The 26,156-nt window shown below is 45.5% G+C and carries 30 protein-coding genes and 1 tRNA gene; 23 read left to right on the top strand and 8 right to left on the bottom strand.

Annotated elements, in window-relative coordinates:
• The first annotated feature begins 53 nt into the window (after positions 1-53).
• The 3 genes from gpAD87_RS04630 (at position 54) to gpAD87_RS04640 (ending at position 1,031) form a co-directional block, all read left to right on the top strand.
• Positions 54-374 (top strand): DUF3889 domain-containing protein, encoded by a 321-nt coding sequence (locus gpAD87_RS04630; protein WP_064636525.1) that lies wholly within the window; start codon positions 54-56, stop codon positions 372-374.
• 169 nt (positions 375-543) lie between these two features.
• Positions 544-756 (top strand): hypothetical protein, encoded by a 213-nt coding sequence (locus gpAD87_RS04635; protein WP_064636528.1) that lies wholly within the window; start codon positions 544-546, stop codon positions 754-756.
• Positions 750-1,031 (top strand): hypothetical protein, encoded by a 282-nt coding sequence (locus gpAD87_RS04640; RefSeq protein ID WP_063565552.1) that lies wholly within the window; start codon positions 750-752, stop codon positions 1,029-1,031. The genes gpAD87_RS04635 and gpAD87_RS04640 overlap by 7 nt, the downstream gene beginning before the upstream one ends.
• A gap of 60 nt (positions 1,032-1,091) precedes the next feature.
• Here gpAD87_RS04640 and gpAD87_RS04645 read toward each other — a convergent pair whose 3' ends face one another.
• From gpAD87_RS04645 to gpAD87_RS04655, 3 genes are all read right to left on the bottom strand, one after another.
• Positions 1,092-1,328, bottom strand: a complete 237-nt coding sequence (locus tag gpAD87_RS04645) for a DUF3892 domain-containing protein (protein ID WP_063565553.1) — start codon at positions 1,326-1,328, stop codon at positions 1,092-1,094.
• Between the two features lie 110 nt (positions 1,329-1,438).
• Positions 1,439-1,882: a GNAT family N-acetyltransferase gene (locus tag gpAD87_RS04650; RefSeq protein ID WP_063565750.1), complete on the bottom strand. Its 444-nt coding sequence runs from the start codon at positions 1,880-1,882 to the stop codon at positions 1,439-1,441.
• Positions 1,883-2,118: 236 nt separating this feature from the next.
• A complete protein-coding gene (locus tag gpAD87_RS04655; protein WP_064636532.1) occupies positions 2,119-2,373 on the bottom strand; it encodes a hypothetical protein in 255 nt (84 codons plus the stop codon).
• Positions 2,374-2,517: 144 nt separating this feature from the next.
• On the opposite strand from gpAD87_RS04655, the gene gpAD87_RS04660 reads away from it, so the two are divergent.
• Positions 2,518-2,590: transfer RNA gene (locus tag gpAD87_RS04660), tRNA-Val, on the top strand.
• A gap of 651 nt (positions 2,591-3,241) precedes the next feature.
• Positions 3,242-3,622, top strand: coding sequence for a hypothetical protein (locus tag gpAD87_RS04665; protein ID WP_064636534.1), 381 nt, complete (start codon positions 3,242-3,244; stop codon positions 3,620-3,622).
• A gap of 141 nt (positions 3,623-3,763) precedes the next feature.
• Here the strand turns inward: gpAD87_RS04665 and gpAD87_RS04670 are convergent, their stop codons facing one another.
• Entirely contained in the window at positions 3,764-4,099 is a 336-nt protein-coding gene (locus gpAD87_RS04670) for a winged helix-turn-helix transcriptional regulator (RefSeq protein WP_064636537.1), read from the bottom strand.
• A gap of 127 nt (positions 4,100-4,226) precedes the next feature.
• Between gpAD87_RS04670 and gpAD87_RS04675 the strand changes: the two genes are divergently transcribed.
• The 3 genes from gpAD87_RS04675 to gpAD87_RS04685 all read left to right on the top strand — a co-directional run bounded on the left by gpAD87_RS04675 (position 4,227) and on the right by gpAD87_RS04685 (position 6,862).
• Positions 4,227-5,423, top strand: coding sequence for an NADH-dependent flavin oxidoreductase (locus tag gpAD87_RS04675; RefSeq protein ID WP_064636538.1), 1,197 nt, complete (start codon positions 4,227-4,229; stop codon positions 5,421-5,423).
• 221 nt (positions 5,424-5,644) lie between these two features.
• Positions 5,645-6,064: an organic hydroperoxide resistance protein gene (locus gpAD87_RS04680; RefSeq protein WP_064636540.1), complete on the top strand. Its 420-nt coding sequence runs from the start codon at positions 5,645-5,647 to the stop codon at positions 6,062-6,064.
• Between the two features lie 237 nt (positions 6,065-6,301).
• Positions 6,302-6,862, top strand: coding sequence for a DUF1541 domain-containing protein (locus tag gpAD87_RS04685; protein ID WP_064636542.1), 561 nt, complete (start codon positions 6,302-6,304; stop codon positions 6,860-6,862).
• 163 nt (positions 6,863-7,025) lie between these two features.
• Here the strand turns inward: gpAD87_RS04685 and gpAD87_RS04690 are convergent, their stop codons facing one another.
• Positions 7,026-7,706: an SDR family NAD(P)-dependent oxidoreductase gene (locus gpAD87_RS04690; protein WP_064636544.1), complete on the bottom strand. Its 681-nt coding sequence runs from the start codon at positions 7,704-7,706 to the stop codon at positions 7,026-7,028.
• 197 nt (positions 7,707-7,903) lie between these two features.
• Here gpAD87_RS04690 and gpAD87_RS04695 point away from each other — a divergent pair, with 197 nt between their 5' ends.
• The 7 genes from gpAD87_RS04695 to gpAD87_RS04720 all read left to right on the top strand — a co-directional run bounded on the left by gpAD87_RS04695 (position 7,904) and on the right by gpAD87_RS04720 (position 11,785).
• The gene (locus gpAD87_RS04695; RefSeq protein ID WP_064636546.1) at positions 7,904-8,491 is read left to right on the top strand and encodes a TetR/AcrR family transcriptional regulator; all 588 of its coding nucleotides are present in this window, start codon (positions 7,904-7,906) and stop codon (positions 8,489-8,491) included.
• Between the two features lie 68 nt (positions 8,492-8,559).
• The gene (locus gpAD87_RS04700) at positions 8,560-8,739 is read left to right on the top strand and encodes a hypothetical protein (RefSeq protein WP_064636548.1); all 180 of its coding nucleotides are present in this window, start codon (positions 8,560-8,562) and stop codon (positions 8,737-8,739) included.
• Positions 8,740-8,926: 187 nt separating this feature from the next.
• Positions 8,927-9,541: a TetR/AcrR family transcriptional regulator gene (locus gpAD87_RS04705; protein WP_064636550.1), complete on the top strand. Its 615-nt coding sequence runs from the start codon at positions 8,927-8,929 to the stop codon at positions 9,539-9,541.
• Between the two features lie 6 nt (positions 9,542-9,547).
• Complete coding sequence (locus gpAD87_RS04710; protein ID WP_064636553.1) at positions 9,548-10,288, top strand: SDR family oxidoreductase; 741 nt, start codon at positions 9,548-9,550, stop codon at positions 10,286-10,288.
• Positions 10,289-10,389: 101 nt separating this feature from the next.
• Positions 10,390-10,587 carry a hypothetical protein gene (locus gpAD87_RS31360; RefSeq protein WP_072735367.1) on the top strand — a complete coding sequence of 66 codons (198 nt, stop codon included), beginning with the start codon at positions 10,390-10,392 and terminating at the stop codon, positions 10,585-10,587.
• Positions 10,588-10,815: 228 nt separating this feature from the next.
• Positions 10,816-11,370, top strand: coding sequence for a hypothetical protein (locus tag gpAD87_RS04715; RefSeq protein ID WP_063565565.1), 555 nt, complete (start codon positions 10,816-10,818; stop codon positions 11,368-11,370).
• Between the two features lie 97 nt (positions 11,371-11,467).
• Positions 11,468-11,785, top strand: coding sequence for a DUF1292 domain-containing protein (locus gpAD87_RS04720; protein WP_063565566.1), 318 nt, complete (start codon positions 11,468-11,470; stop codon positions 11,783-11,785).
• Between the two features lie 239 nt (positions 11,786-12,024).
• On the opposite strand, the gene gpAD87_RS04725 is transcribed toward gpAD87_RS04720, so the two are convergent.
• The gene (locus tag gpAD87_RS04725) at positions 12,025-13,500 is read right to left on the bottom strand and encodes an aminotransferase class I/II-fold pyridoxal phosphate-dependent enzyme (RefSeq protein ID WP_063565751.1); all 1,476 of its coding nucleotides are present in this window, start codon (positions 13,498-13,500) and stop codon (positions 12,025-12,027) included.
• A 294-nt stretch (positions 13,501-13,794) separates the two neighbouring features.
• Between gpAD87_RS04725 and gpAD87_RS04730 the strand changes: the two genes are divergently transcribed.
• From gpAD87_RS04730 to gpAD87_RS04745, 4 genes are all read left to right on the top strand, one after another.
• Entirely contained in the window at positions 13,795-15,087 is a 1,293-nt protein-coding gene (locus gpAD87_RS04730) for an MFS transporter (protein WP_064636556.1), read from the top strand.
• A gap of 520 nt (positions 15,088-15,607) precedes the next feature.
• Positions 15,608-16,207, top strand: coding sequence for a hypothetical protein (locus tag gpAD87_RS04735; RefSeq protein WP_064636559.1), 600 nt, complete (start codon positions 15,608-15,610; stop codon positions 16,205-16,207).
• Positions 16,208-16,378: 171 nt separating this feature from the next.
• Complete coding sequence (gene gndA / locus gpAD87_RS04740; protein WP_064636561.1) at positions 16,379-17,788, top strand: NADP-dependent phosphogluconate dehydrogenase; 1,410 nt, start codon at positions 16,379-16,381, stop codon at positions 17,786-17,788.
• Between the two features lie 523 nt (positions 17,789-18,311).
• Positions 18,312-18,821 carry a shikimate kinase gene (locus gpAD87_RS04745; protein WP_231952443.1) on the top strand — a complete coding sequence of 170 codons (510 nt, stop codon included), beginning with the start codon at positions 18,312-18,314 and terminating at the stop codon, positions 18,819-18,821.
• Between the two features lie 274 nt (positions 18,822-19,095).
• Here gpAD87_RS04745 and gpAD87_RS04750 read toward each other — a convergent pair whose 3' ends face one another.
• Positions 19,096-19,401: a rhodanese-like domain-containing protein gene (locus gpAD87_RS04750; protein WP_064636564.1), complete on the bottom strand. Its 306-nt coding sequence runs from the start codon at positions 19,399-19,401 to the stop codon at positions 19,096-19,098.
• Positions 19,402-19,573: 172 nt separating this feature from the next.
• Between gpAD87_RS04750 and aroA the strand changes: the two genes are divergently transcribed.
• The 4 genes from aroA (at position 19,574) to ptsP (ending at position 25,435) form a co-directional block, all read left to right on the top strand.
• Positions 19,574-20,869, top strand: coding sequence for a 3-phosphoshikimate 1-carboxyvinyltransferase (gene aroA / locus gpAD87_RS04755; protein ID WP_053784276.1), 1,296 nt, complete (start codon positions 19,574-19,576; stop codon positions 20,867-20,869).
• A 220-nt stretch (positions 20,870-21,089) separates the two neighbouring features.
• Positions 21,090-21,524, top strand: coding sequence for a CoA-binding protein (locus gpAD87_RS04760; protein WP_064636566.1), 435 nt, complete (start codon positions 21,090-21,092; stop codon positions 21,522-21,524).
• Positions 21,525-21,797: 273 nt separating this feature from the next.
• Positions 21,798-23,678, top strand: coding sequence for a glucose PTS transporter subunit IIA (locus tag gpAD87_RS04765; protein ID WP_063565571.1), 1,881 nt, complete (start codon positions 21,798-21,800; stop codon positions 23,676-23,678).
• Positions 23,675-25,435 carry a phosphoenolpyruvate--protein phosphotransferase gene (ptsP, locus tag gpAD87_RS04770; protein ID WP_063565572.1) on the top strand — a complete coding sequence of 587 codons (1,761 nt, stop codon included), beginning with the start codon at positions 23,675-23,677 and terminating at the stop codon, positions 25,433-25,435. The genes gpAD87_RS04765 and ptsP overlap by 4 nt, the downstream gene beginning before the upstream one ends.
• Before the next feature lie 114 nt (positions 25,436-25,549).
• On the opposite strand, the gene gpAD87_RS04775 is transcribed toward ptsP, so the two are convergent.
• Positions 25,550-26,077 (bottom strand): type 1 glutamine amidotransferase domain-containing protein, encoded by a 528-nt coding sequence (locus tag gpAD87_RS04775; RefSeq protein ID WP_064636568.1) that lies wholly within the window; start codon positions 26,075-26,077, stop codon positions 25,550-25,552.
• Between the last annotated feature and the right edge of the window lie 79 nt (positions 26,078-26,156).

Here is a 26,156-nt window from a genome sequence, read left to right on the forward strand (position 1 = left end):
ATAAACTTCTACAGGGCAGGCTAACGTAAACATTGTCCCGAGGAGTGAATGATATGAGAATGCTCATCGTAGCCCTGATGACGGTGATACTAAGTTTAAGTGGACTAGCAACAAGTTCAGCAACTGCAATTCCGGATTATGCGAAATGGGGAATCATTGCAGTGAAAGAAACGCAAACCAAGTACAACGTGGATATTTTGGATTACAAACACATCGGTCGCACCTCACTAACAGCAGACCAATCCCGTGAACAGTTCAAGTTATGGGTACGTAACAAAGACGGTAAACAATTTGCTGTATTTGTGAATGTTGATTTTAATCCGTCTACCCAGCAGCTGAAAAAAGTACAATTCACGGAATCGGATCGACGTTGAACTGAACATGCACTGCATAGCAAGGCAGGATAGGAACCAGACTTCCCTATGAGAGGGAGTGAGTCTGGTTTTTTTATTTCAAAAAAATCCTTTTTTTAGTTGTTGAATAAAGAACTTATGTTCGCATATAATAATAAAACAAACACATGTTCTTATTGGAGGGATGATTATGCTAGGGAAATATATTGGTCAGATGGTGGAGCTCGTCTACATGGATCGTGCAGGGCATATTACACAGCGGCAGATTCGAATCAACAGTGTACGGGAAGGTAAGATTAGAGCATCCGCAGGGAAAGAGGGGGCACCCCGAACATTTCTTGAACAAGGTATTCTGGCATGGCGTCCCGTACTCCATAAGGAAGGGAAGGAAGAAATATGCTGAATGATTTTGAACGCAAAATTTTGCGTATTATTGTTAATTATGCGGGGCAGCGTCGCCGAGTACCACGAATGGATGAGCTGGAGAATAAGACGGGCAGAACCAAGGCGTTCATTCATGAGTCACTGCTGGAGCTTGAGCGCAGGCAGCATATTGTGTGGGAGAACAAGTCTACGCTGGAAGGCATACTAATTCTGCAAGCATGGGAGCAGGAATCACAGCCCATTCGCAAAAGCCAGCCTGCTGGCGATGCCGTGAAATATTTTACCGAATATTAAAACGTAAAAAACGCCAACCCGGAATGCCGGATTGGCGCCATGTTAATCAGCATACATCTATTAGAAGATAGGAAGTTGATCAAGGTTATTGGTTGGGTCGCCGTCTGCGTCACCGCGAATGTACATTTCGCCGTCTTTGCCTTTAAAGACGTTCACACCTGCAATTGATCCTGCTTTTACTTCTGCCAGTGCTTGTTGGTAATCCAGCACACGTCCGGATGAAGTTTGAAACGCCGTCAGATCGCCGTCACCATTTTTTTGTACTGCTGTGAAGCTTTCGCGTGTCGTTTGATCCATGATGTCACACTCTCCTTATCTGACCAAATAGGAATCTGGTTACCTCTTTAGCCTGTCCGGATCAAAAAAAAGTATGCACAACATAGCTTCATATCGCACGCAGAGGTTATTTACAGGCTCTTTTGCATACGAACGTGCAGAATATCTGCATCATAAAAAGGCTCTTCCGAGATCACTTCATATCCGAGCTTCTCATAGAACTTCTGCGCCTGGCATTGTGCGTCCAAAACAGAGTAGGCCAATCCCAATTCGCGTGCTCGTTCTTCCATGGCTAACAGAAGCACACGTCCGTAACCGAACGAACGATGAGATTTGAGTACAGCGATACGCTGCATTTTGGCGGTATCCTTGGTGTAATAGATCAGACGCCCTGTGGCTACAGCCTGTCCATCTTTACTCAACAATACGTGATGCACATCAGGACTGATGATATCATATTGATCGATCTCAATGTCAGCAGGCACCTGCTGCTCGATTACAAAAACATGATTGCGAATATCCAATGCTTCCTGGAGTTGTTCTTCAGTCGTTACATAACTAATCTCAGCTGCCAATTCCATACCTTCTTTCTGCTCTACGCTATCAGACTGAATTATACAAAAAAATGCTTTTCCTGTATAGTTAAGACTGGAACATACTGGGAGAGGAGGGGCGCACCATGGGTATGGCAGGAGTGATGGCAATCACCCTTCTGATGGCGGCAGGAATGATTGCTTTGTTGTATTATGTGACTAAGAAGGCGTACTCCAAAAAGTGGGACGAAGACGAGTGAAATGCAATTTGATGTTCCTCAGGGTAAGACTTCAACATTGCCTTGTGGGGAGTAAACGTCATGCACAACAGACTTGGAATACACATCCAGCCAAACGGGCAGATCATCATTCACCTCATGGGGCTCTTTTAACTGTTGGAATTGTACTGTATGTTCATCCCGTTCCAAACTACAACCGACAGAAACGTATATTAATGCAACAAGCGCAATCAAACAGGCTACGTTTTTGGCTATGATAAATAAACGCAGCTTACGTTCTTTCATGTTCCTCATATGGAAGTCACCTCGTCATCAAAATGGTAATCATTCCTTTATTGTGCACCAATTCAAATAAAATATTACCAATATAACGATTGACAATGAACACGGTTACTTGGTATGATACTGTTACTTGATTGGAAAACAATTAGATATCATGATCTGTTAGCTCAGCTGGGAGAGCACTATCTTGACAGGGTAGGGGTCAGTGGTTCGAGCCCACTACAGATCATACGCGAGAAGCCTTGCAGAGAAAGGCTTCTTTTCCTTATAGAAGAAACTACACTATAATTTTGTGTTCATTAAAGAGAAATGGTCAATTTTTGGTCAAGATCATGTTATTTTGCTAAGTATCTCATTAATTAAATTGCTTTCTACAAGTTCTGTTATTGATTATCGTTAAAAAAATGCCAACGTCACATTAACTGTGAGTTGGTATTTTTTACGTTAACCGAAAAGAACAGTGTTTAACTTTTCAGCTGTTTCTTTTGCATGCGTATGTCGTATTCCGTGAAATTTAATTATTGGAATGTTCCAACAGCAGCCAAAAGTATTTAATCACTTGGCAGAAATAATTATAAATCGACTATTTGCCGTCAAAAGCCTCCATAATGAGAAAATAACTGCTTATGATGCAGCGATCCAGCACCGGCAGAATTAAAATGAACAATTGCAGAACTACCGGCGTTTTGATTATAAATAAAAAGTTTTCTCAATGTGTAACATTCCCTGATTGTAAGTGTTCATTTATATATAGGGAAATTAAAATTACAAACAAAGTTTTGAGTACTTTCACAAGTAAAGATCAGGGTGCATTTTCAAGCAGATCAAAAATAACTTGAATAAAACAACACTAATCATTCAACTTTAGGAGGATATTCTTATGAGAACGAAATCACTAAAATTAATTACAGTTGGAGTGACTTTTGCTTTAGGGATTGGAATAGGTGTCTATGGCTGGGGAGCTGCATCTGCTGATACTAGTCCTTCTGAAGATCAAATGGAAATAAAAATCAATGATAAAGGTGAAACATATGGTTCATTTATTTATCATGGTGAAACAGTATTAGATCTAGTTAAGGCTATAGGTGTAGACGGAACTGAAGGTTACATCAAGACTTCAGATATGAATCAAGATTTGCCACAAACTCCCGAAGAAGCAATTCAGAGTATGAATGAACCAAAAGTCGATAAGTATATAAACTTGTACGATAGCAACGAGAATATTATCGGAAAATTTCTACTTGAGAGTTCAGAAGATTAAAACTTAACTACACTACTCCCCAAAAGATGCTCTCCATAATGATTGAGAGCACTTTAAAATTCCAAAAAATTAATTCAGTTCACGTACTGCTCCACTTGTAGTATTCTACTGGAAATATACATAAAGCTTGCAGCAGTTTGACTAATTCTTCTGCAAATCAGCAAGATTCTGTCTACCCCAATCGCAGAGAATCTCCAGCACAGGCATCAGTGTTAATCCTTCACGAGACAAAGAGTATTCTACTTTTGGCGGTAATTGTGGGTACTCTGTACGGATGATTAATTGGTCGGCTTCTAGTTCCTTCAGTTGAGAGCTTAGCATTTTATGCGTAATTCCATCCAAAGCTCTTTTCAGTTCTCCATATCGCAATGTTTCTTTTTTCCATAACCAAAACAAGATATGCATTTTCCATTTTCCACCGATCAATGACATGGCATGTGAAAATGGTTTAACGTTTACTTCCTCAGCAGTTTCCATATTACACTCTCCTTTTAGATAGTATCTACCTTTTAAGTGCATACTATACTCTTTTTTCACCCTACTATACAATAACTCATGAAACAGAGACAAGGGTGAACACGCCTAATAAAAGGAGAGAATATATATGGAAAATAGTAATCGTAATTTCTTGCAGCCTTATACATTTGCGAATGGTTTTACGCTAAAAAATAGAGTGGTCATGGCGCCGATGACAACGATGTCCAGTTTCTTCGACGGTTCAATCACCAATGATGAAGTCGATTATTATGCCGAACGGGCTGGAGGCCCTGGAATGATCATTACAGGTGTTGCGTACGTAACCGATGGGGGAAAAGGCTTCGAAGGTGAGCTCTCCATCGCAAGTGATTCTACAATCAAAGGACTGTCCAAAATTGCAAGAGCCATTCATAAAGACGGAACGAAAGCCATTGTGCAAATCTTTCATGCAGGGCGCAAAACGAACTCCAAAACGCTAAGAGGTGTACAACCCACCAGTGCGAGTGCAATCGCTGCCGCTCATCCAATCGGCTCGGAGACGCCGCGTGAATTGACTCCTGAGGAAATCGAAAACATTATTAAGGACTTCGGCAGAGCAACCTTACGAGCCATTCAATCTGGTTTTGACGGGGTAGAGCTTCACGGGGCCAACACATATCTATTGCAGCAATTTTTCTCCGTCAATTCCAATCAACGGTCCGATCAGTGGGGTGGCAGTTTTGAAAATCGTATGCGATTTCCGCTGGCAGTCATTCAGGAGGTTGCATCGGTGATCGATGCCCATGCGGATAAACCCTTTATCCTCGGTTACCGGATTTCACCGGAAGAAATTCATATGCCGGGCATTCAGCTCGAAGACTCCTTAGCGTTTGCCCAGGCGCTGACAGACACTCGGGTTGATTACATTCATCTGTCGATGGGAAGTTACAAACGAACATCTTTAAACCACCCACATGATAAAGAGCCAATCTTGACTAAATTCGTCCGGGTTTTGGATCACAAAAAACCTCTGATTGGCATCGGATCGATTGAGTGGCCGGAAGACGCGGAAGAGGTCATCAACGCCGGGGCAACTTTGGCTGCACTCGGACGGGGATTGATTCGTGAGCCAAAATGGGTACAGAAGGTGAAAGCAGGTGACCTTGGCAGCATTCGTTACCAAATATCCCCGTCGGATATGGATGAGTTGCGCATTCCATTGGCGATGCAGACTTATCTGGAAGGTTCGTTTCGGGAGGTCATGCACTTTACTACCGACAGTCAGGAAGGGACTGACTACCAGAATTCACTTGCACCGATGGAGGGCTTTGAGAAGAAAATGTAAAAGCTATACTATATTAGGTAGATTCAACTTTTGGATCAGTGATAGATATTTATCAATTACGGAGCAACCATTTCCTGCTTTTACAAGAGGGAATGGTTGTTTTTAATTTTATAATAATGATTTACAAACACAATTAAATTGTGTACAATCTAATTGTTAACAAAACAAAAGAGACATCATCTTTACAAAATAAAATCTAAATTACAGAGGAGCCAATACTCGTGAAAACATTATATGAAACTACAGTTATCAATACAGGTGGACGTCAAGGGATTGTGCAATCGCCAGATAACGTATTTATGCTTGATGTCGCTGCCCCGCCTGAACTGGGAGGCAAAGTGACGACAGCTACGAATCCAGAGCAATTGTTTGCAGCAGGCTACAGTGCTTGCTTTAATTCAGCGCTGGAGTTTCAGTTGAAGAAACACAAAGTTGAAATTGAGAGAAGCACTGTATCGGCTACGGTTATGCTTGTGACGGACCCTACGGATAATGGTGTGAAACTGGAAGTGGAACTTGAAGTTAAAATTGAGGGTCTGGATGAGGAGACAGCACAGAAATTTGTCAAACTTGCGCATGACTACTGCCCATATTCCAAAGGAATCAAAGGGAACGTCAATGTTACCGTGGGACTAGCCTAATCATTGAGAAAAGTCAATTGAACGGTTTAGCTTTGGACTTCATGTTGAAGTCTGAAGCATGTATCTAAAATATTTTCTAAAAACTGAAGGCCTCCGAGAAATCGGAGGTTTTTTTGATATGCTCTTTAATTCTGCAGCGATAACCAATAATAGATAAAGAAATCAATTACGATTGAAATATACCCGTATGGGGTATATTATAAGTGTAGAAATCGAAAGTTTAAAGGAGTGCAACTCATGAAAAAGTATGCAATGATATTGCTGACTACGGTGATCACGGGCAGTCTGATGTTAAGTGGATGTGGCAAGAATGCTGAGCAGGATAATAGCAGTAGTGACAGTCACACAGCGAGCACAGGAGAGATGCACCACTCTGAGTCGGGAGAATTACCAGAAGGAATTCAGGAAAAGAAAAATCCTACATATCCAGTGGGCAGCCATGTCGTGTTGAGTACGGACCATATGGCTGGAATGAAGGGTGCAGAAGCAACAATTGTGGGAGCCTATGAGACAACAGCGTATACAGTCTCGTATACACCAACCACAGGGGGAGACACTGTGAAATATCATAAATGGGTCATCCAAGAGGAAATTCAGGACCATACGGATCAACCGTATGCAGCAGGAGCAGAGGTTGTGCTGAACGCTGACCACATGCCAGGAATGAAAGGGGCTAAGGCAACGATTGACTCCGCTGAGCAAACGACGGTATATATGGTTGATTATACCCCAACTACAGGCGGAGATCCGGTGAAGAATCATAAATGGGTCACGGAAGAAGAATTGTCTGCTAAATGATAGGGCTTGAAGTAATAGCCTGAAGTAGTAGTTGTTAAGCCTCACATCCATGCGTATAACTTGTGTTATTCATCATGTGAATACCAAAACCACTCTCCTCACTTTTTAAGTGAAAAGGGTGGTTTTATATATCAACGCAAAACTATCTTTTGAAAATCTTCAGTTACCAGACAATCGTTTCTGGAGTAACACCAACCGGGAATGTTTCCTCAGCTTTATTTTTCTCCACATACATCTCATACCAAGCGTCAGCAATGTATTTAGGATCTGTTGGGGTATCCGGCTTGATGAATACACCCAAGGAGAGGTGACCCACATAAATGCCTTTCGGAGCGAGGTCCGTATGCAGATTGTTGGCATAGTTTCGTAATCCGCCCAAAGCAATCCCCACGTTACCCATCATCGGAATTGGATATATAGCCGAAAGCCCAGTGGTGAACAGAATCGCTCCAGACTGACGTTCCAGCATAGCTGGTAATACCAGTTGCACACTATGAATTGCACCAAGTACCAGACCCTGGAACTGATCCAGTGCATTATCCGCAGTAACATTCATGGCAGGTGTCGGAGGAAACTGTCCAACGGCAGGACTGAATTCTAACACATCAATAAAACCGTACTTCTCTTTGATTTGGTCAAAAGCTTGTGTCAATTGTTCCGGGTTATATAGATCGGCTGCGAAGCCGGATGCTTCAATACCTTCTGATTTTAACTGGGCTGCCAGGTTATCGAGTTTGTCTTGGTGTCGTGATACCAGAGCTACTTGAAATCCGTTTTGTCCAAATTTCTGTCCTATAGCCATCCCGAGTCCGGGGCCTGCGCCAACAATGACGATGGTTTTCATATCGTGTTTCTCCTTTTCATTCTTAGATTGTAAATAGTAGACTAGACAACTAAAGTAATGTAAACAACGCTTGTTGTTAAGCATGCTATACTAATCCAATCATGCTTACAATCAGCAAAAATGCAGAATCGTTGCGTAGACAACAGTTCCTATATTTTTGTTGCGAACATTTTGCAATAAAGCGAGGAGACATTCGAATGACGATCAAAAACAACCAGGATCCTCGTGTCATACGGACACGTCAGCTCCTGCAGGATGCTTTCCTATCCCTATTGCAACATCAGGACTTTGATTCTCTGACCGTGGGGGATATTACCGAAAAAGCTACGGTGAATCGAGCCACATTTTATGCACACTTCACCGATAAATTTGCCATTCTGGATTCGACCGTTACTTATTCATTCATGGAGAAATTGAATGATCGAATGGATCAGGGTGATACATTTAATGAAGAATTTTTGAGGAAAATATTAACAGCCCTGTGTGAATTTCATGCTGAAGTCAGTACTCGCTGCGAACGAAGTTACAGGTCACTGGGAACCGTACTGGAACTTCAAATTAGAGAAAAAATCCAGATTATTATTTTGCAACTGTTGAATCGTCAGAAAACCTCCACACCGGGGCAGAACTCTCGTAAAGGGACAGCAGCAGTTCTGTTAAGCTGGGGGATGTATGGCGCGGCTTATCAATGGAACCTGCAGGGTCGGAACGTGCCTATGGAACAATGGATCAATGACACGATTCCTCTCCTGTTGTATGGAAATAGCATCTTTTTTGAGAATTAATAAATTCCTGCTCATTTATGGGTTATAATGGAACCACAAGATTAAAGCTGCTGGAAAGGGGAATGTATATGATGGACTTTAGCAAGCCGCCCCATGCCTCAGAATCACATACACACAAACAGCGCCATGAAGAAAATGAACAACAGCTTTTAGCCGGAGGGAAAAGCATTTGGTGGGAAATCAGCAACTGGCTAATTCTCGCTGGGATTCTTGCGGTAATCTTCGTATTGTTTAAGTTCGTTTTCTAGAAAAGAATAACATTAAACCTTTAGATAAGGGCCATATTAAATGGGCTCTTTTTTTCTTTGAGCTCTTAAATATAAATCATCAAGCGAGTAACAAATGACAAAAATAAATATTTGTCATTTGTTACTCGCTGTGTTAATCTAATTTCAACGGAGGTGACTTGAGGATGGTGTAACCATCTTAATCATTATGGAAAAGGACAAAACTTCTGAATTTTTAACTAAGGAACAAATTATTGGAGCAACGCAGGAAACTCTCCGGCGCTTCGGTGTTGCCAAAACATCTGTTACGGATGTCGCTAAATTGCTTGGGGTTAGTCACGGTACGATTTACAGGCACTATAAAAGCAAGAAAGAATTACTTGAAGGCGTGACCGCACAATGGCTCGAAGATGAGATTATTGCGCCTTTGACGGCAATAACTAAGGATCAGAGTTATAACGGAGAGGGAACACGTCATCTGAAAGTATATATAGAAGCATTAATTGCTCGTAAACGTCATTATGCCGAATCCGATGCAGAGTTGTTTGAGATGTACGCACGGGTAACTCAGGAATCCGCAGATATTATCAATAAACATGTGCAACATCTTGTATGTCATTTGAGTGAGATCATCCAGCAGGAGAACCAGTTCCAATTTAACAACCCAGACGTGGTTGCAACAGCGATCCTTCAAGCTACAGCTCGTTTTCATCATCCGGCACACGCCTATGAATGGCAGAGCCCTACAATTGATGCGGAATTTGCACAGGTGTGGTTGTTGATTGAAAAGGGATTATTACATTTGGAACAAGAGAGGGAGTAATCGTAAATGAAAAAGCTAACAGGTAAAGTGGCCATTGTAACTGGCTCATCCCGGGGGATCGGACGTGCTATAGCAGAGCAACTCGCTGAATTGGGCGCGGATGTCGTCATTAACTACGCGAGTAGCCCCGACAAAGCAGAGCAGGTGGCAGATATTGCTCGCCAAAAAGGAGTGCGTGCCATTACCGTTCAGGCCGACCTTGCCCGGAAGGAAGATGTGGAACGTTTATTTTCCGAAACGATTAGCCAGCTTGGAAAAGTTGATATTCTTATCAACAATGCAGGCATCATGAAGACAACGCCTTTGGCAGATGTGACGGAGGAAGAATTCGACCAGCAGTTTGCCATCAATGTGAAAGGTACATTTTTTGCTTGTCAGCAAGCATTGAAACACATGGAGGAGCAGGGCCGAATCGTTAACTTCTCCACTTCTGTAATCGGACAGATGTTTCCGGGATACAGCGTGTATGCAGGTACCAAAGGAGCAGTTGAACAGATTACTCGTCAGCTTGCAAAAGAATTTGGCTCCAGACAAATCACTATTAATGCTGTTGCACCAGGTCCCGTGAATACCGAATTGTTTTCTGTAGGGAAGACGGAGCAGCAGCTCGAAGGGATGCGTAAAATGAATGCATTTGGTCGTATAGGTGAACCGGAGGACATTGCAAATGTGATCTCTTTCCTTGTCAGTGAAGAGTCGCAATGGGTTACAGGACAGACGCTGCGTGCAAACGGCGGTTTCATTTAAACGATATCATGCACGAAGTTTATTGCTTTTGACACACAACCGGGCGAACCCCCATATGATGCATTACATCAGCAAGCAATTGGGGAAATGGGGAATCCGGGATGGCAAAAGCAAAGGGAAAAAAGGCTCCCGCGTTAAAGAGTGACAAACTTCGTGTATCCATGAAATTGGTTACTTCGGATGTATGTGAGCGTTGCAAGACCCCCTGTACACGAGGAATGGATTATGCAGCACGGATGCGAACCGATGGAGCTGTAGGCAAGGGCGTACCTTGTATATTGACTCGTCATACTTCGTAGTCCGCTTCATAATAAGTTTGACCTACAAGAAGTTCGTATAATTACGTATTGCCAACAACTATACTATAGGGGCGTCCTTTAACAGGGAACGCCTCTTTTTGATCGTTCCAAGGGGTGGAAAATATTCTGGATAAAAAATGAAAAATGATGAAAAACAGCGCAACTTTGTGGATGAACCTGCAGTATAAATGTACAACAGCTAGCAGCAGGGGAGGGAATATTGACGGAATGAAATGGAAAAGAATTTTGCTGTGTGTCACGGTATTCTCCTTGCTCGGCGGGTCTTTATTGTTTGCAGATTCAGTGAACGAGAAGATTCGGGTTCTCATTAACGGCAAGGAAGCAGCTGACGGTGGTTATCTGATTGACGGAACGACCTATGTACCTGTAAGAGAAGCGGGCGGAATCGCCAGATGGGATACCACAAACAAGAGAGTAACGGTTATCAAACCGAATGTACATATTTTTCTCTTCAAGGGAGATACCGTGTTTGGCAACGTGAACGTGGGTAAGTTGAAATTTAATGTGTTCTCACAAGTCGACAGTTTGACAACAGATATAGCTGCCGTGAAGGTGACGATTACCAATCCAAGTGGTGAGGTTAAGGATATCCAGTCTCAGGAGCTTAAGACACAGAAGGATAACTTCTGGTTCCGAACGTACGATTTTACGTATGATTTCAGCCGGGCTGGCAAGTATCAAGTCGGTTTTTATATTAAAGAAAATGCAAACAGTAATTATGTACTGGCAGCCGAGAAAATCATTACCGCGCTGAACGATTGAAGCAAAAATAACCTTGTCGGTTAAATTGACCTGGACCATTGAACATGTTACGATATGCAAGGTTACACAATTTCTATTTATAAAGCGAGGTATATCAATGAGCGATCACACACATGAACACGGCGATGCCTGCGGATGCGGTCAAGACCACGACCACGACCACGAGCATGAAGAAGTTCTTCTGACACTGACAGACGAGAACGGAAATGACGTGGAGATGGTTTTGGTGGAGACGTTTGACGTGGAGAAGCATGTTTATGCGCTCCTGCTGGAACGTAACAATCCTGAAGCTGACGGCATCATTCTGCGTATGGAAGAAGAAGACGAGGAAATGGTGCTCTACAATATTGAAGACGAAGAAGAGTGGACCCGTGTTGAAGCGGCGTACAACGAACTCGTTGCAAGCCAAGAATAGTCATCCTTTTGGAATAAAGCATGAAGGCTCCTTAATTATAGGGGGCCTTTTGTTTGCTTTTTATTAGGTGTATATGCTGTTTTTTCTTGCGATAGGGACAGTGGAATAGGTGGAAAAATGCAAACGATACAGCGATCATAACCCAAGGCAGGACAAGTCTGCGTGGAGAAAAAATAAAAAAGACCAAGCATCCCGCTTGGTCCTTAGAGATCGATCAACCTCATGCAGAGGTGGCTGTTCTAGAATATTGCATCTGCTTCCACGATGACTTTCACGTTGGTTACGCTACGGTCTTCAGGTCCTTTTACAGGCAGTCCAACTTCAACATGATCAATGATGTAATCGATGTTTTCCTGAGTGATAACCTCACCTGGCAGCAGAATTGGAATTCCTGGCGGATATACGTAGATGAATTCCGAAATAATCCGACCTGCGGATTCCTTGAAAGGAATGACTTCGGTATCACCATAGAACGCATCACGTGGAGTCAGCATCAGCTGTGGTACATCTGGAACCTTGACCACCAGCTCATGGGCTGGATTCACCTGATAATACGTACGGGATAGATCCTGCAGGGCGTTCAGCAAGATTTCTACGGAGTCATCCGTATCTCCCGGTGTGATGAGGCACAGAATATTATACATATCACTGAGCTCCACCTCGATTTTGTAATGCTCACGTAGCCAGTTCTCTGTTTCGTAGCCTGTAATTCCAAGGTGCCGAACATGAATGGTTACTTTGGTTGGGTCGTAATTAAAGGTAGCCTCTGTGCCCAGCAGCTCTCTGCCGAAGCAATATAGTCCGTCCATATCATTAATGGAGCGTCTTGCAAACTCAGCCAGATCAATGGCTTTCTGTGCCATCTGATGGCCATTCAGAGCCAGATTACGTCTCGACGTGTCGAGCGAAGCCAGCAGGATGTATGAAGTCGACGTTGAAGTCAACATACTCAGAATGGTTTGTACACGTTGCGGATTCACATATCCATTCTTCGTGTTCAGATTGAGTACAGAACTCTGGGTCATCGAACCACCCAGCTTGTGTACACTCGTTGCAGCCATATCAGCCCCGGCGGCCATGGCTGAGAGCGGCAGATCTTCATGGAAATGAATGAGTACGCCATGCGCTTCATCCACAAGTACTGGGACTTGATAGCTATGCGCCAGTTCAACAATTTCTTTTAGATCGGTACATACGCCGAAGTACGTTGGGTTAATGACGAGCAAAGCCTTGGCATCAGGATGACGCTCAAGAGCACGTCGGATCGCGCCTGTAGTGACACCGTGATCAATCCCTAGATTGGCATCCTGCGCAGGAGAGACGAATACGGGTTTCGCTCCTGAGAAAATGATGGCAGACATGACCGATTTATGCACATTACGGGGCACAATAATCTTGTCACCCGGTTCACATACCGACAGAATCATGGTCATGATGGCACTGCTTGTGCCTTGTACACTAAAATAGGTATAATCGGCTCCGAAGGCATCGGCTGCCAGAATCTGCGCTTCCTCAATGACACCGGTTGGCTGATGCAAATCATCTAGCGGTGCGATGTTAATCAAATCTATGGAGAGGGCATTATCGCCGATAAATTCACGAAATTCGGTATCCGTTCCCAATCCTTTTTTATGTCCCGGAATATGAAATTGCACCGGATTGAGTGCCGCGTGATTTTTTAAAGCGGTAAACAGCGGCGTACGGCGGTGATCCATCAGTGCTGTCACAACCTTTCCTAATTATAATTTGTAAGAAAAACGTCTTTCGACGTAAATTCTATGAAGACAGACCGCATGTTGCGGATGTTTTTCTTGCGATCACGGATTTAGTTCAGCTTCGCTGATAACTTATCATTTTGTAATCTCAAACAAATTTGAGTATAGCAAATTAAGAACCGAATGCAAGCAATATTGCTTGACAATTTTTCGAATTGCTGAGATTTGGACACATCCCCGAGGGTTACAGTAAGGATAGGAGATGGGCAAGCAAGCATCGAAAGGGGAAAAAGAATGCAAACTAATACAAAACCAGCCAAAATTCTGCGATCACCTTTCTTTATCGCCATGTGGCTAACGCTTTTTCTAGTTGAAATTATTAAAGGTGCCCTGCTGGTCGCTATTTTGCCCGTGTATATGGACAATATTCTGGGTTTGTCCGCTGGCGTGATTGGTGTGGCCTTTGCCCTTCAATATTTGGGAGATAATCTGTTCCGGGCTCCCTCTGGCTGGGCAGCAGAACGGATCGGGTTCCGCGCGACAATGGTGACGGCGCTAATTTGTACATTAGTTGCTGTAATCATGATTATATTCTTCAAAAGTGCATTTGGCCTTGCCATGGCTTGTCTCATTCTTGGAGTCGGTACGTCACCCCTTTGGCCTTGCGCTATGACAGGCGTGACTGCGATGTCGGGGCCGCAGAACAAGAACGGTACAGCCATGGGTGCGCTGGAGATGGCGGCACTTGGGGGGACTGGTCTAGGGCCGATCGGAATGAACTGGCTATTGGAGCGGACGCATCACGATTATCGCACCATTTTCTTGGTGTTGATGGGTGTTGCAATTCTGGTCATTCTGGTCGCCTTGATTTTACCCGGACGTGTCATTGTTGAGGGAGAGCATGCGGAAAGTGAGACGAAGCGGTCAGATATGAACTATCCGGCTAAACCGAATATTTTCACGCCGTTCATCCGACTCAAAAACAGTGTCCAGGGTACATTGCAACGGGTACGCAGCACCCTTAATGTTAATCCGCTCGTATATCCTGCACTATTCATGCAGTCTTTTGTTATTGGTCTGCTCAGTCCCGTGATTACGCTATACACTCGCACAGACCTGCACATCTCGCCCAACCTATACAGCTTGTTGCTGATAGCGGGTGGAGGCATTACGGTCATTGCATTGCTGCCTGTAGGGAAAATGGTAGACCGGTTTGGAACGGCACCGTTCCTGAACATCGGTTTTTTAATGGCAGCAGTGAGTCTGTTTGCTTTTTCTTCTATTACGTCTATTCCAGTTGTGTTCGGTATCGTCATGTTGGTTGGCGTCAGCTATGCGATGATTCTCCCGGCTTGGAATGCGTTTGTAGCCACATTGATTCCCAAAGGAGAACGCGGAGCGATCTGGGGTTTCTTCCTGACCCTTCAGGGATCAGGCATGGTCGTAGGGCCGATTGTATCCGGACTGCTGTGGGATCACATTAGTCATCCGGCTCCATTTATCGGAAGTGCTGTCGTTATGGCTGGACTTGCCGTTGTGCACTATGTATTATCCCGTAAACCGTATCGTACTGCTCCTGCCAAATGATGCGATTGAAGTCTGATAAGGTGGATCCAATAAGAAAAGGGAGTTCCAACAACCATACAGGTTGTGGAACTCCCTTTTTATGTAGCATGGTGCAACCATTCAGATTAAGACGGGAAGATTATTCTGCCCGCCGGAGTGATCAACTCCGTGAACTAATCGTTCAACGTACTCCATGTCTGCTTAAGACATAGACATCTTGTAGAGCGGCAGCAGTGTTTTGAACGTTGAACGAACCGTTTCCAGGAACTTGACCCATCTGCAGCAAGGGCATCATCCCGATCAATTCGCAGTCCGCACTAACCTCTGCATACCTTCATTTCGCGTCCATTATATCATGAAAAACGGGGGCTTGCCCCTGTGCATCTGCGGAAAGCTGCGATCCTTAGGATCAATCGGTGAAAAATAGTCAAATAACCAAGTACCCTTACATAAAATGAAGTATAAAATAGGGTAAGCCGATTGAGTAGAAGCGATTGAAGAAGATGGCCGGAGCATCTCCGGTACAGATGGAGGGAGTGCCGTGAATAAGAGTTATGAAGTTGAATATTGCAATCTGGAGCTGCGGTTCAACCGTCGGCATATCCAAAATTTGATCAAAGACCTTATTCGTGAGGGGTATTCACTATATTGGAGCGAGGACGAATCCTTTTTTATTCTGTCAGTCCGCACCGGACGCAAGCTGGTAAAGCTCCGTTTTCAACAGACGCGCAGTGGGAATTACAAGATGACCGGAGATTATATTATCAAGGACGCAAAGCTTGCGGAATGGTTGGAGAAGCTGATTGGGGATACACGCGGGCATGCCGTTGTGAAACGGTTTAAGGATCAGCAGATGACCGTGGAGAATATTTTGTTTGGTGAAGTCATTCGTCTCGTTGAAGTATCCGGATTCAAACAGCGTGTTATTTTTCAAAAGGAACCTGCGCCGACGGCGGAAGAGATGGAAGAAATGTTCCTCTCGCGCGAAGGCGAGGAGCGACTCATGCTGCTGCGCATGGAAGTGGATGATGAACTGGAGCGTCTGTATGCCGCCATTCAGATGGATAATTTCGAAAAAGCAAATGTCTGTCGTAAAGTCTTAAAGCAGTTGTCAGGGCACATGTTGATGCTGGAAGGCTGAAATATAACGCTGTATTTATGAAAATACGATGAACACCTCAGGTAATTGGGGTGTTTTCTCGCTGTGCGACCATGGTCCGGGGTTCACTTCTATGCGTAAAACCGTTAAAATGGGGGTATTGTTGAGAATTCATTTCAATAAAATTAATTGGAGCAAAGGATGGAGGACCAGATGGCGAAACAACAGATCGGTGTCATTGGACTTGCAGTAATGGGCAAAAATTTGGCCCTTAACATTGAAAGCAGAGGTTTCACGGTATCGGTATTTAACCGTTCCCCGGAGAAAACCAACGATCTTCTGAAAGAAGCCGAAGGTAAAAACCTGACAGGCACATTCTCTATTGAAGAGTTTGTGGCATCCCTGGAATCCCCGCGCAAAATCCTGATCATGGTACAAGCTGGTTATGCAACCGACGCTACCATTGAACAACTGCTTCCTCATTTGGATGAGGGCGACATCATCATTGATGGCGGTAACGCATACTTCCCTGACACCCAACGTCGCAGCAAAGAGTTGGAAGACAAAGGCATTCGCTTCATCGGTACAGGTGTATCCGGTGGGGAAGAAGGCGCGTTGAAAGGCCCTGCAATTATGCCAGGTGGACAAGAGAGTGCGTACAAGCTGGTTGAACCGATCCTGACAGCCATTTCGGCCAAAGTCGGTGACGATCCTTGTTGTACATATATCGGACCAGATGGTGCTGGACACTATGTGAAAATGGTGCATAACGGTATCGAATACGGAGATATGCAGTTGATTGGTGAAGCTTACCACCTGCTCAAATCCGTGTTGAATGTGTCCGTTGAGGAGCTTCACGCCATCTTTACAGAATGGAATCAGGGAGAGCTGGATAGTTACCTGATCGAAATCACAGCAGATATCTTCTCCAAATACGATCCGGAAACGGGCAAACCAATGGTTGATGTCATTCTGGATGCAGCTGGACAAAAAGGAACAGGAAAATGGACAAGCCAAAGCGCGCTGGATCTCGGCGTACCATTGTCCATGATTACAGAATCCGTATTCTCCCGCTTCCTGTCTGCGATGAAAGACGAGCGTGTGGCAGCGAGCAAAATCCTGAACGGACCTGCGGTTGAAGCATTCTCCGGTGACAAAAAAGCGTTCATCGAGAATGTTCGCAAAGCGCTGTTTGCAAGTAAAATCGTATCCTACGCACAAGGTTTTGCCCAAATGCGTGCAGCTTCCGATGAGTACGGCTGGGATCTGAAATACGGCAACATCGCCATGATCTTCCGTGGTGGTTGCATCATCCGTTCGCAGTTCCTGCAAAACATTAAAGAAGCGTATGACAAAGATGCAGCACTGAAAAACCTGCTTCTGGATCCATACTTCCAAAACATTGTAGAATCCTACCAAGGTGCTTGGCGTGAAGTTGTAGCTGCTGCGGTAACTCAAGGCGTTCCGGTCCCTGGGTTCTCCAGTGCATTGTCCTACTACGATAGCTACCGTACAGAGCGTTTGCCTGCGAACCTGCTGCAAGCACAACGTGACTACTTCGGTGCTCATACGTTCAAACGTCTGGACAAAGAAGGCAGCTTCCACCACAACTGGATGGAATAGTAGCGTATATCGCAAGTCCGTGAGATTTGGCTAAAGTGTTCTGAATTAGGATCCTTGGCTGGAAGAAGGGCTTGGACAGAAGCTTAGATAGGGGACTTGGAGAGTCGGTTCATACCGATGAACTCCAGGTCTCTTTTTTTACCGTATGTGTAAGCTGGTCCTACATCTTACGAACCTGAGATGCTCTATTTCGTGGATATGAGTCTTTTCTATTCTCTAACGAACTCAGAAGGTCCTATTTACAACATTTGGAGCGAAATTGCGCTCCTGTTTTGAGGGTGTTTTTGTGAAATAAGTTTCCTGAGATTCGTTAGAATTTTAAAATCGCTTATAATTCGGAAATAAGCTTATCCGAGTTCGTTAAAATCGTTTGGAGTACATGGACATGCTTCGATATGATCTGGAAGTGCTTGCGGATGCTTGGAGGGAAGTGGGCCACACTATGGCCTTCCCCCGTCCGCAGGGCTGTGTTATGATAGGACAAAAGTGCTCACGAATTGCTTGAATTAAAGGAGTGTACACCTTGAGCAAGTCTAACAATATTATTCTCATCGGCATGATGGGAACTGGCAAATCAACCGTTGCTGACATGCTCGCACGCGAGCTGGGTTACCGACTGATTGATGTAGACGCCGCGGTGGAGAAAGAGGAAGGCTGTACGATTCCTGAATTGTTCACAGGCAAGGGAGAGACATATTTCCGCGACGCCGAGAGTCGCATGTTGTGCTCGGTGTTAGAGAAAAAGGCGCAGGTGATTGCAACCGGAGGCGGTGTGGTTCTGCGTTCGGACAACTGTGATGTTATGTCGAAGAACGGCTGGGTGGTTGCCCTGACTGCTGATCCGGCAGTGATAGTAGAACGTGTCAGCGGCTGTGAGAACCGTCCGCTCTTGGCAGGCAATGCGGAGGAACGCATTCAGACCATTATGCAGGAACGGAAGGACGCGTACCGGTTTGCGCATTACACGGTGGATACAACCGAGTTATCCGCTTCTGAAGTGACTCGTTTAATTTTAGCGCATTACCGCGTCTAAGCTTGTAATTATTTCGTTTTCTCGTCAGTGAGTTTAGGGATAGACTCTACACATGAGTGTAAGGTCGATACATGGAGAGGTATACATTTCGCATCTGGAAGAAGATATGCCGAAGGGTTTAAAGTGGTGAATGGAGCCATGTGATCGTGGAACGTTGTTGTGAAAAACGGGCCGATTGGCCCGTTTGACTTCCTGTAAGGATCAGGATGCACATTGGTTACCGAGAAATGCTTATTGCAGATATCCTAACCATTAACCCCGATCTTGATGTTATTTAGACTTCCTCTTGCCATTGCAGCATGCCGCCAACCATATTGGTGCAGCCGTCATATCCGAGCTGCTGTAAGTACTCACAGGCACGCTCGCTACGGTATCCACTTCGGCAGATCAGAACAATCTCACCAGACTTTTGAATTTCCGATAGTCTGTCCGGAATCTGTCCAAGCGGGATGTGTTTCGCTCCCTCGATCATGCCTTGTGCGACTTCATCGTCCTCACGGACGTCTATCATCTGCAGCTTCTCTCCCGCCTGCAAACGGCGGCGCAGCTCAGAAGTTTCAATTTCAGCAATTTGTGTCATATTCAGGTCCTCTTTTCTGTATGGACTTAACGCCTATAATGATACCCAAGCGATGTATGGAATGTCAATTTGGCAGTACAGCATCACCACATGTATCCTGAACCAAATACGTAACAGGATCATCTAACCATCTAACGAAGCACATTATAATCAATGAAGGAGAATTTCATCCATGGACGTTATCGTTAAACCAACCCCATCCCTGAACGGGGAAATTGGAGCTTTGTCTTCTAAGAACTACACCACACGCTACTTGCTAGCTGCTGCGCTGGCAGAAGGCACAAGTACGATCCATTACCCTGCTCATAGTGAAGATAGTGACGCTATGCGCAGATGTATTCGCGATCTTGGAGCGGTGCTTGAAGAAGATGATAGCAAAATCGTTATCCAGGGCTTCGGCAGCCATCCACGTGATGTGCGTGAATTAAATGTAGGCAATGCGGGTGCAGTGCTGCGTTTCCTGATGGGGGTAACGGCACTTTGTCCTGAGGTTACGTTTGTAAATACGTACCCGGATTCTCTTGGCAAACGCCCACATGATGACCTGATCGATGCGCTTGGTCAGCTTGGTGTTGAGGTACAACACGAACAAGGACGCTTGCCAATCACGATCAAGGGGGGGCAGGCCAAAGGTGGACATATCCGTGTATCCGGTTCGGTCAGCTCCCAGTATTTGAGCGCGTTGCTGTTTGTAACTCCTCTTTTGGCCGAAGACAGCACGATTGAAGTATTAAACGACTTGAAATCCAAAGTGGTTATTGGTCAGACGCTGGAAGTATTGGAACAAGCAGGCATCGTCATTCATGCGAGTGATGATTACATGTCCTTCCGCGTACCTGGCGGTCAAGCTTATAAACCACAAACATATACGGTTCAAGGAGACTATCCGGGTTCAGCAGCTGTCCTCGCGGCCGCGGCTGTCACCCAATCGGATGTTAAAATTTTGCGATTGATGGAACAGAGCAAACAAGGTGAGCGTGCTATTGTTGATGTTTTGCGCATGATGGAAGTGCCGTTAACGCATGAGAACGATGTGGTACACGTGCAAGGTAACGGTACATTGAAAGCCGTGGAATTCGATGGAGATGCCGCGACAGACGCGGTTTTGGCCATGGTAGCGGCGGCAGTGTTTGCGGAAGGCACCTCACGGTTCTATAATGTAGAGAACTTACGTTACAAGGAATGTGACCGAATTACAGATTATTTGAACGAACTGCGGAAGGCAGGAGCCAACGTAGAAGAACGTCAGGCCGAGATTATCGTACATGGTCGTCCGGAAGGCGTCGAAGGCGGCGTTGAGATTAACGCTCACTACGATCATCGCGTAATTATGGCACTGACCGTTGTCGGTCTGCGTTCCAAAGAACCGCTCCGTATTCGGGATGCACACCATGTAGCCAAGTCTTATCCGCAATATTTCGATCATTTGCAGGCGCTTGGCGCCTCGGTTCAATGGGTAAAAGAGTAAAATAACACGTTTAAGAGGTTGTTCAAAAAACCGCTTTTGATTACGAAGGATGCCTGGAGGCATCATCAGCATCGAATATGGAATTCAGCCGAAATGTCCGTTGCTCACGTAGTTTTCCCTACGCTCCGCTACTCCATTTCTAGCTTCATCCCATCTTCTCGGTACTGAAAACCGGTCTTTTTGAACACGCACTTTAAGCAGAAAAGGATGGTGCTTGAACATGGAATTTAACAATCCTACTCGTGAAGAAATTGGACAACTTTTGCGCAAGGCAGGCAACATAGCAGTTGTCGGCTTATCGGACAAATCAGATCGCACTTCCTACATGGTAGCGGAAGCCATGCAAAGCAGAGGTTATCGCATCATTCCGGTAAATCCACAGGTACAAGGTGAGATTCTTGGTGAGACGGTATATGCGACCCTCGCGGATATCCCTGAGCCGGTAGATATCGTGAACGTATTCCGCCGCGATGAATATTGCGCGGATGTCGCTCGTGAAGCTGCGGCGATCAAAGCGAATGTATTGTGGCTTCAGCTTGGTATCCACAGTGATGAAGCCGTACAGATTGCTGCTGAGAACGACATGACAGCGGTAACGAATCGTTGTATCAAGGTGGAGGATTCCATCGTTCTGCGCGGTGCTGGACGCGGTTAAATCTCGATTCCTAAAAAATCCCGTTAACCTCGAGTTGACGGGATTTTTCCTGTTGTATAATTGGAATATAAAATATACTTTGCAGCTTAGAAGACCGCATGAAGTTAAATCCAAGTGGTATTCCGCTCCATTTAATCATTGGGGGAACAAGGAAATACGCTCCTTTTTGTCATGCCTGGCGGGAGAGAAATACAAATTACCAACAGGTTACTGTTTTGCTTTGACAAAACGTTGCGTAAAGCTTACCATCTAGGATAGAAAGGAGAGGTCGCCATGAATTGGCTCGGATCCTTGCAGCAGCTCGGACGAGCGGTAATGCTGCCTACAATGGTCCTGCCCGCCGCCGCAATTTTGCTGAGTGTTGGCAGTTTGCCCTGGGACGCCTGGGGATTGAAAGTTGTTGGTGAAGTGTCTACCGTGGCCGGACACGGTATTTTTTATTTTTTGCCGTATTTGTTCGCTGTCGGTGTAGCGCTGGGACTCTCCAACCAGGCCGGACAAGCGGGACTCGCTGCTCTGGCTGGTATTGTGATATATGATCAGGTGACTCGCAATTTCGGGGATGGCACCGTTCAACCTGCTTCCTTAATCGGAATTATTCTCGGCGCACTTGCCGGGGTGACGCATAATCGCTTCAAAAGTATTAAACTGCCCGAAATCTTACAGTTTTTCGGTGGTTCCAGGTTTGTTTTACTCATAGTTGGACTTTGCTCGGCACTGTTCTCCTTCTTTATGTTATGGATAGCACCCATTTTGCAACATGCATTGAACGCCATCGCCACCTGGGAATACAGTCTCGGCGGTTTTGGGCTGTTTATATATGGGGTCTTGTACAGGGTGCTGGTGGCCTTCGGACTGCATCATCTGCTTAACAATGTGTTTTGGTTCCAACTGGGGACGTATGAAACAGCAGACGGCAATATAGTGCAAGGGGATTTGCCGCGATTTTTTGCGGGTGATCCAACAGCAGGGTATTTTATGGCCGGTTTATTCCCGATCATGATGTTTGCGATTCCAGCGATTGCCTTTGCCATTATTCAGGAGGCAAGGGAAGATCTGAAGCCGAAAATCAAAAAAACATTTCTCACTTCCGCACTCGTTTGTTTTCTGACAGGGGTATCGGAGCAGATTGAGTTTGCCTTTTTGTTTGCGGCACCTTACCTGTTCATCGTGCATGCAGTCATGTCAGGACTTGCGATGTGGATCAGTTACTGGCTTGATATACGCCATGGTTTCTCCTATTCGGCTGGCATTATTGATTACATACTCAATTTCCATCTATCGGAGAATGCTTGGAAGCTCATTCCGATTGGCATACTATACGGGTTAGTCTATTATTTCCTGTTTAGGTGGGCGATTCGCACGTTCAAGATTCCAACTCCAGGACGCGAAGAGGGGTCCATGCTTGAAGATTGGGTAGGTAACATTCCTTATCAAGCTCCTCTCATTTTGGAAGCATTGGGCGGGAAAGAGAACATTGTGCAGGTAGAGGCTTGTATTACACGACTTCGTCTCACCGTGCATAATGATCGATTAATCGATACAGGTGCAATGAAGAGTATGGGGTCCGCAGGGCTTATCAAGCTGGGTGGTGGTAACGTACAAGTGGTATTTGGCACCTATTCGGAATTAATCCGGGAAGAGATTGCGAAGCTGCTCGAACGTGATCTGCAACAAGTTCTGTTCTGTGCTCCTGTGCAAGGCAAAATGCTGCCGATTGAAGAGGTACCGGATCAGATTTTTGCAGCCAAGCTTGTGGGCGATGGTGTAGCCTTTGTCCCGGAAAAGGGAGAGCTGGTCTCACCCGTATACGGAACGATTATGCACATGTATCCAACGATGCATGCCTTGGGCATCTCAACCAGGGAAGGACTTGAGGTCCTATTGCATATCGGTATTGACACATCCCAACTGAAGGGCCACTTTGAAGCCTTTGTTCAGGAAGGGGATACGGTGGAGCCCGGTCAGTTGTTAATCAAGTTTGACCTGGCTGTATTGCGAGCCGAGGCGGCATCGCTGACGACACCGATGGTGATCACGAATCCCGATCGTGTCAAATCATGGAGCTTTGCTCCATTTAAGCAAGTTAAGAAAGGTCAGGCATCCGTTATGTCCGTGGTGCTCTATGACAGGAACGTTGGAGGGGTAGAATGAAGATACAAGGCATCAACGGCGCTGCAGGCATAGCCATCGGCAAAGCATTTGTCCTGCCCAGTTGGGAATGGGATCTGCCGGATCAGAAGATGGATTCGGTGGATCTCGCCCAAGAGTTCGAACGGCTGTACGAGGGCATACGGACATCAAAGGATGAGATTGAATATATCAAGAACGAGTTCAAGGAAGTCGTCGGTCCTGAAGAGTCCAGCATCTTTGATGCGCATCTGGCCATTCTGGAAGATCCGGTGTTCATGAACGAAATTCGTGGCATTATTGAACGGCAGTACAAAGCAGCAGAAGTAGCCGTCAAAGAGGCCATTGATCATTTTGTCACCATGTTTGATCTGCTCGAAGACGAGTATATGAAGGAGCGAGCCATCGACATCAAGGACGTGGGTAATCGTTTATTAAAGCATCTGCTGGGCGCACCGGAAATTACGCTTCCATCGGATACCCAGCCTTATATACTCGTGGCCAAAGAGCTGTCTCCCTCTCAATTGGCGCATTTGAATCCAAGCCACGTGCTGGGCATTGTGACACTTATCGGAGGCAAAACGTCACATTCGGCAATTATGGCTCGTGCCCTTGGCATTCCTCTCGTTTCCGGTCTGGAAGCGAGTCTTGGCATGCCGGTGGAGACCGGAGATATGTTGGTTGTCGATGGAGATAATGGCCTCGTATTTACGGAGCCGGATCGCAAGACGATTGAACGTTACACGATGATTCGCAGTAAACAATTGAAGAAAAAAGAGCAGCTGCAAGTACTTGCAACAGTGGATGCCGTAACCAAAGACGGTTCCGTTCTGCATCTGGCTTCTAACATCAGTTCCGTCAAGGAACTGGATATGGCACTGAAACATGGGGCGAAGGGCGTGGGGTTGTTCCGGACAGAGTTCCTTTACATGGACCGTGCTACGTTCCCGGGTGAGCAGGAACAGTATGAGGTCTATCGTCTTGTCGCTGAGAAAACTGCAGGACAGTCTGTCGTTATTCGTACGCTCGACATTGGTGGTGACAAGCAGCTAGACTACTTTGAACTGCCAGAAGAAGATAATCCATTTCTCGGATATCGTGCGATTCGGATCAGTCTGGACCGTAAAGATCTGTTCAAAACACAGCTCACAGCCATTCTGCGGGCCAGTGCTGCGGGCAATGTCAAAATTATGTACCCGATGATCTCTTCGGTAGAAGAACTTCAGGAGGCCAATGAAATCCTGCGTGAAGCGATGTCTGATCTGGACGAGCGCGAATTGCCGTACGATCCACATATACAGGTGGGCATCATGATTGAGGTTCCGGCAGCGGTGATGATAGCCGATTTGCTTGCCGAAGAAGCTGATTTCTTCAGTATCGGTACGAATGATCTCGTGCAATATGTACTGGCTGTAGACCGAATGAATGAGCAGATTGCACATATGTATCATCCGTATCACCCTGCTGTACTGCGCATGCTTCGCGCAACAGTCGATGCGGCTCATACGGCAGGCATTGATGTCAGTGTTTGCGGAGAGATGGCAGGAGATGAACGTTCGATTCCCCTATGGCTGGAGCTCGGGATCAGCAATCTGAGCATGTCTCCACAATCCTTGCTGCGTGTGAAGCACAGAGTATTGAATACGACGGCTGCTGCTGCCAAAGAGGCAGCCCATGATTGCTTCAGCCTGCGGACAAGTGCAGACATCGAAGAGCGTCTACAGGTCTTCAATGATTCGATGGGCAGTCCAGATGAACAGAGTGGATCGAATGCATCCTGAATGGGGGATTTTCAAATAAATACCTTTAAGTGAAAATATTAACTTTTGTACAATTTTGGAAAATAGTCTTATTTTAACGATAAAGCCCCACGCCATATGGCGCGGGGCTTTGTTTTATTTTTCAGCAAGTGCATCGCAAAATGCTTTGCCATACGGGGGAAGATCAGGTGGACGGCGAGCTGAAATGATGTGTCCATCCACAACAACGGCTTCATCTTTCCAGATGGCTCCGGCATTTTCCATGTCATCCCGGATACCCGGTGTAGAAGTTACCGTAACCCCGTCCAGTATTTTGGCGGATATCAGTACCCAACCTGCGTGACAGATCTGTCCAATCGGCTTACGATCCGCATGCATTTCCTTGACGAGTTCAAGTACTTTGGGATAGCGACGAAGCTTGTCCGGTGCCCAGCCCCCGGGTACAAGAATACCATCATATTGTGAACTATCCAGTTCATCAAAACTGTATTCCGCCTCGGCGGGAACACCATATTTACCAATGTAGGTTTTGCCTTTTTTCTCTCCGGCGAGATGTACCTCAGCGCCTTCTTCACGAACACGATGTACCGGATACCACAGTTCCAGATCTTCGAATTCTTCATCGACCAGGGCGATGACTTTTTTGCCTGTTAATCTCATCATCATCTCTCCTTTTGCGGTAATTAGCACATAGCGTCTTTATTGTAACAGATTCTCATGGTGACTTCATCGTCATGCAATC

Origin of the sequence: Paenibacillus sp. AD87 (assembly GCF_001659845.1) — a bacterium.
Lineage (GTDB): Bacteria > Bacillota > Bacilli > Paenibacillales > Paenibacillaceae > Paenibacillus > Paenibacillus marchantiae.

Excerpts from the sequence above, each read along its gene's own strand:
- gpAD87_RS04630 (WP_064636525.1), top strand. The coding sequence starts at position 54 with ATGAGAATGCTCATCGTAGCCCTGATGACGGTGATACTAAGTTTAAGT.
- gpAD87_RS04635 (WP_064636528.1), top strand. The coding sequence starts at position 544 with ATGCTAGGGAAATATATTGGTCAGATGGTGGAGCTCGTCTACATGGAT.
- gpAD87_RS04640 (WP_063565552.1), top strand. The coding sequence starts at position 750 with ATGCTGAATGATTTTGAACGCAAAATTTTGCGTATTATTGTTAATTAT.
- gpAD87_RS04645 (WP_063565553.1), bottom strand. The coding sequence starts at position 1,328 with ATGGATCAAACGACACGCGAAAGCTTCACAGCAGTACAAAAAAATGGT.
- gpAD87_RS04655 (WP_064636532.1), bottom strand. The coding sequence starts at position 2,373 with ATGAGGAACATGAAAGAACGTAAGCTGCGTTTATTTATCATAGCCAAA.
- gpAD87_RS04665 (WP_064636534.1), top strand. The coding sequence starts at position 3,242 with ATGAGAACGAAATCACTAAAATTAATTACAGTTGGAGTGACTTTTGCT.
- gpAD87_RS04670 (WP_064636537.1), bottom strand. The coding sequence starts at position 4,099 with ATGGAAACTGCTGAGGAAGTAAACGTTAAACCATTTTCACATGCCATG.
- gpAD87_RS04675 (WP_064636538.1), top strand. The coding sequence starts at position 4,227 with ATGGAAAATAGTAATCGTAATTTCTTGCAGCCTTATACATTTGCGAAT.
- gpAD87_RS04685 (WP_064636542.1), top strand. The coding sequence starts at position 6,302 with ATGAAAAAGTATGCAATGATATTGCTGACTACGGTGATCACGGGCAGT.
- gpAD87_RS04690 (WP_064636544.1), bottom strand. The coding sequence starts at position 7,706 with ATGAAAACCATCGTCATTGTTGGCGCAGGCCCCGGACTCGGGATGGCT.
- gpAD87_RS04695 (WP_064636546.1), top strand. The coding sequence starts at position 7,904 with ATGACGATCAAAAACAACCAGGATCCTCGTGTCATACGGACACGTCAG.
- gpAD87_RS04700 (WP_064636548.1), top strand. The coding sequence starts at position 8,560 with ATGATGGACTTTAGCAAGCCGCCCCATGCCTCAGAATCACATACACAC.
- gpAD87_RS04705 (WP_064636550.1), top strand. The coding sequence starts at position 8,927 with ATGGAAAAGGACAAAACTTCTGAATTTTTAACTAAGGAACAAATTATT.
- gpAD87_RS04710 (WP_064636553.1), top strand. The coding sequence starts at position 9,548 with ATGAAAAAGCTAACAGGTAAAGTGGCCATTGTAACTGGCTCATCCCGG.
- gpAD87_RS31360 (WP_072735367.1), top strand. The coding sequence starts at position 10,390 with ATGGCAAAAGCAAAGGGAAAAAAGGCTCCCGCGTTAAAGAGTGACAAA.
- gpAD87_RS04715 (WP_063565565.1), top strand. The coding sequence starts at position 10,816 with ATGAAATGGAAAAGAATTTTGCTGTGTGTCACGGTATTCTCCTTGCTC.
- gpAD87_RS04720 (WP_063565566.1), top strand. The coding sequence starts at position 11,468 with ATGAGCGATCACACACATGAACACGGCGATGCCTGCGGATGCGGTCAA.
- gpAD87_RS04725 (WP_063565751.1), bottom strand. The coding sequence starts at position 13,500 with ATGGATCACCGCCGTACGCCGCTGTTTACCGCTTTAAAAAATCACGCG.
- gpAD87_RS04730 (WP_064636556.1), top strand. The coding sequence starts at position 13,795 with ATGCAAACTAATACAAAACCAGCCAAAATTCTGCGATCACCTTTCTTT.
- gndA (WP_064636561.1), top strand. The coding sequence starts at position 16,379 with ATGGCGAAACAACAGATCGGTGTCATTGGACTTGCAGTAATGGGCAAA.
- gpAD87_RS04750 (WP_064636564.1), bottom strand. The coding sequence starts at position 19,401 with ATGACACAAATTGCTGAAATTGAAACTTCTGAGCTGCGCCGCCGTTTG.
- aroA (WP_053784276.1), top strand. The coding sequence starts at position 19,574 with ATGGACGTTATCGTTAAACCAACCCCATCCCTGAACGGGGAAATTGGA.
- gpAD87_RS04760 (WP_064636566.1), top strand. The coding sequence starts at position 21,090 with ATGGAATTTAACAATCCTACTCGTGAAGAAATTGGACAACTTTTGCGC.
- gpAD87_RS04765 (WP_063565571.1), top strand. The coding sequence starts at position 21,798 with ATGAATTGGCTCGGATCCTTGCAGCAGCTCGGACGAGCGGTAATGCTG.
- ptsP (WP_063565572.1), top strand. The coding sequence starts at position 23,675 with ATGAAGATACAAGGCATCAACGGCGCTGCAGGCATAGCCATCGGCAAA.
- gpAD87_RS04775 (WP_064636568.1), bottom strand. The coding sequence starts at position 26,077 with ATGATGAGATTAACAGGCAAAAAAGTCATCGCCCTGGTCGATGAAGAA.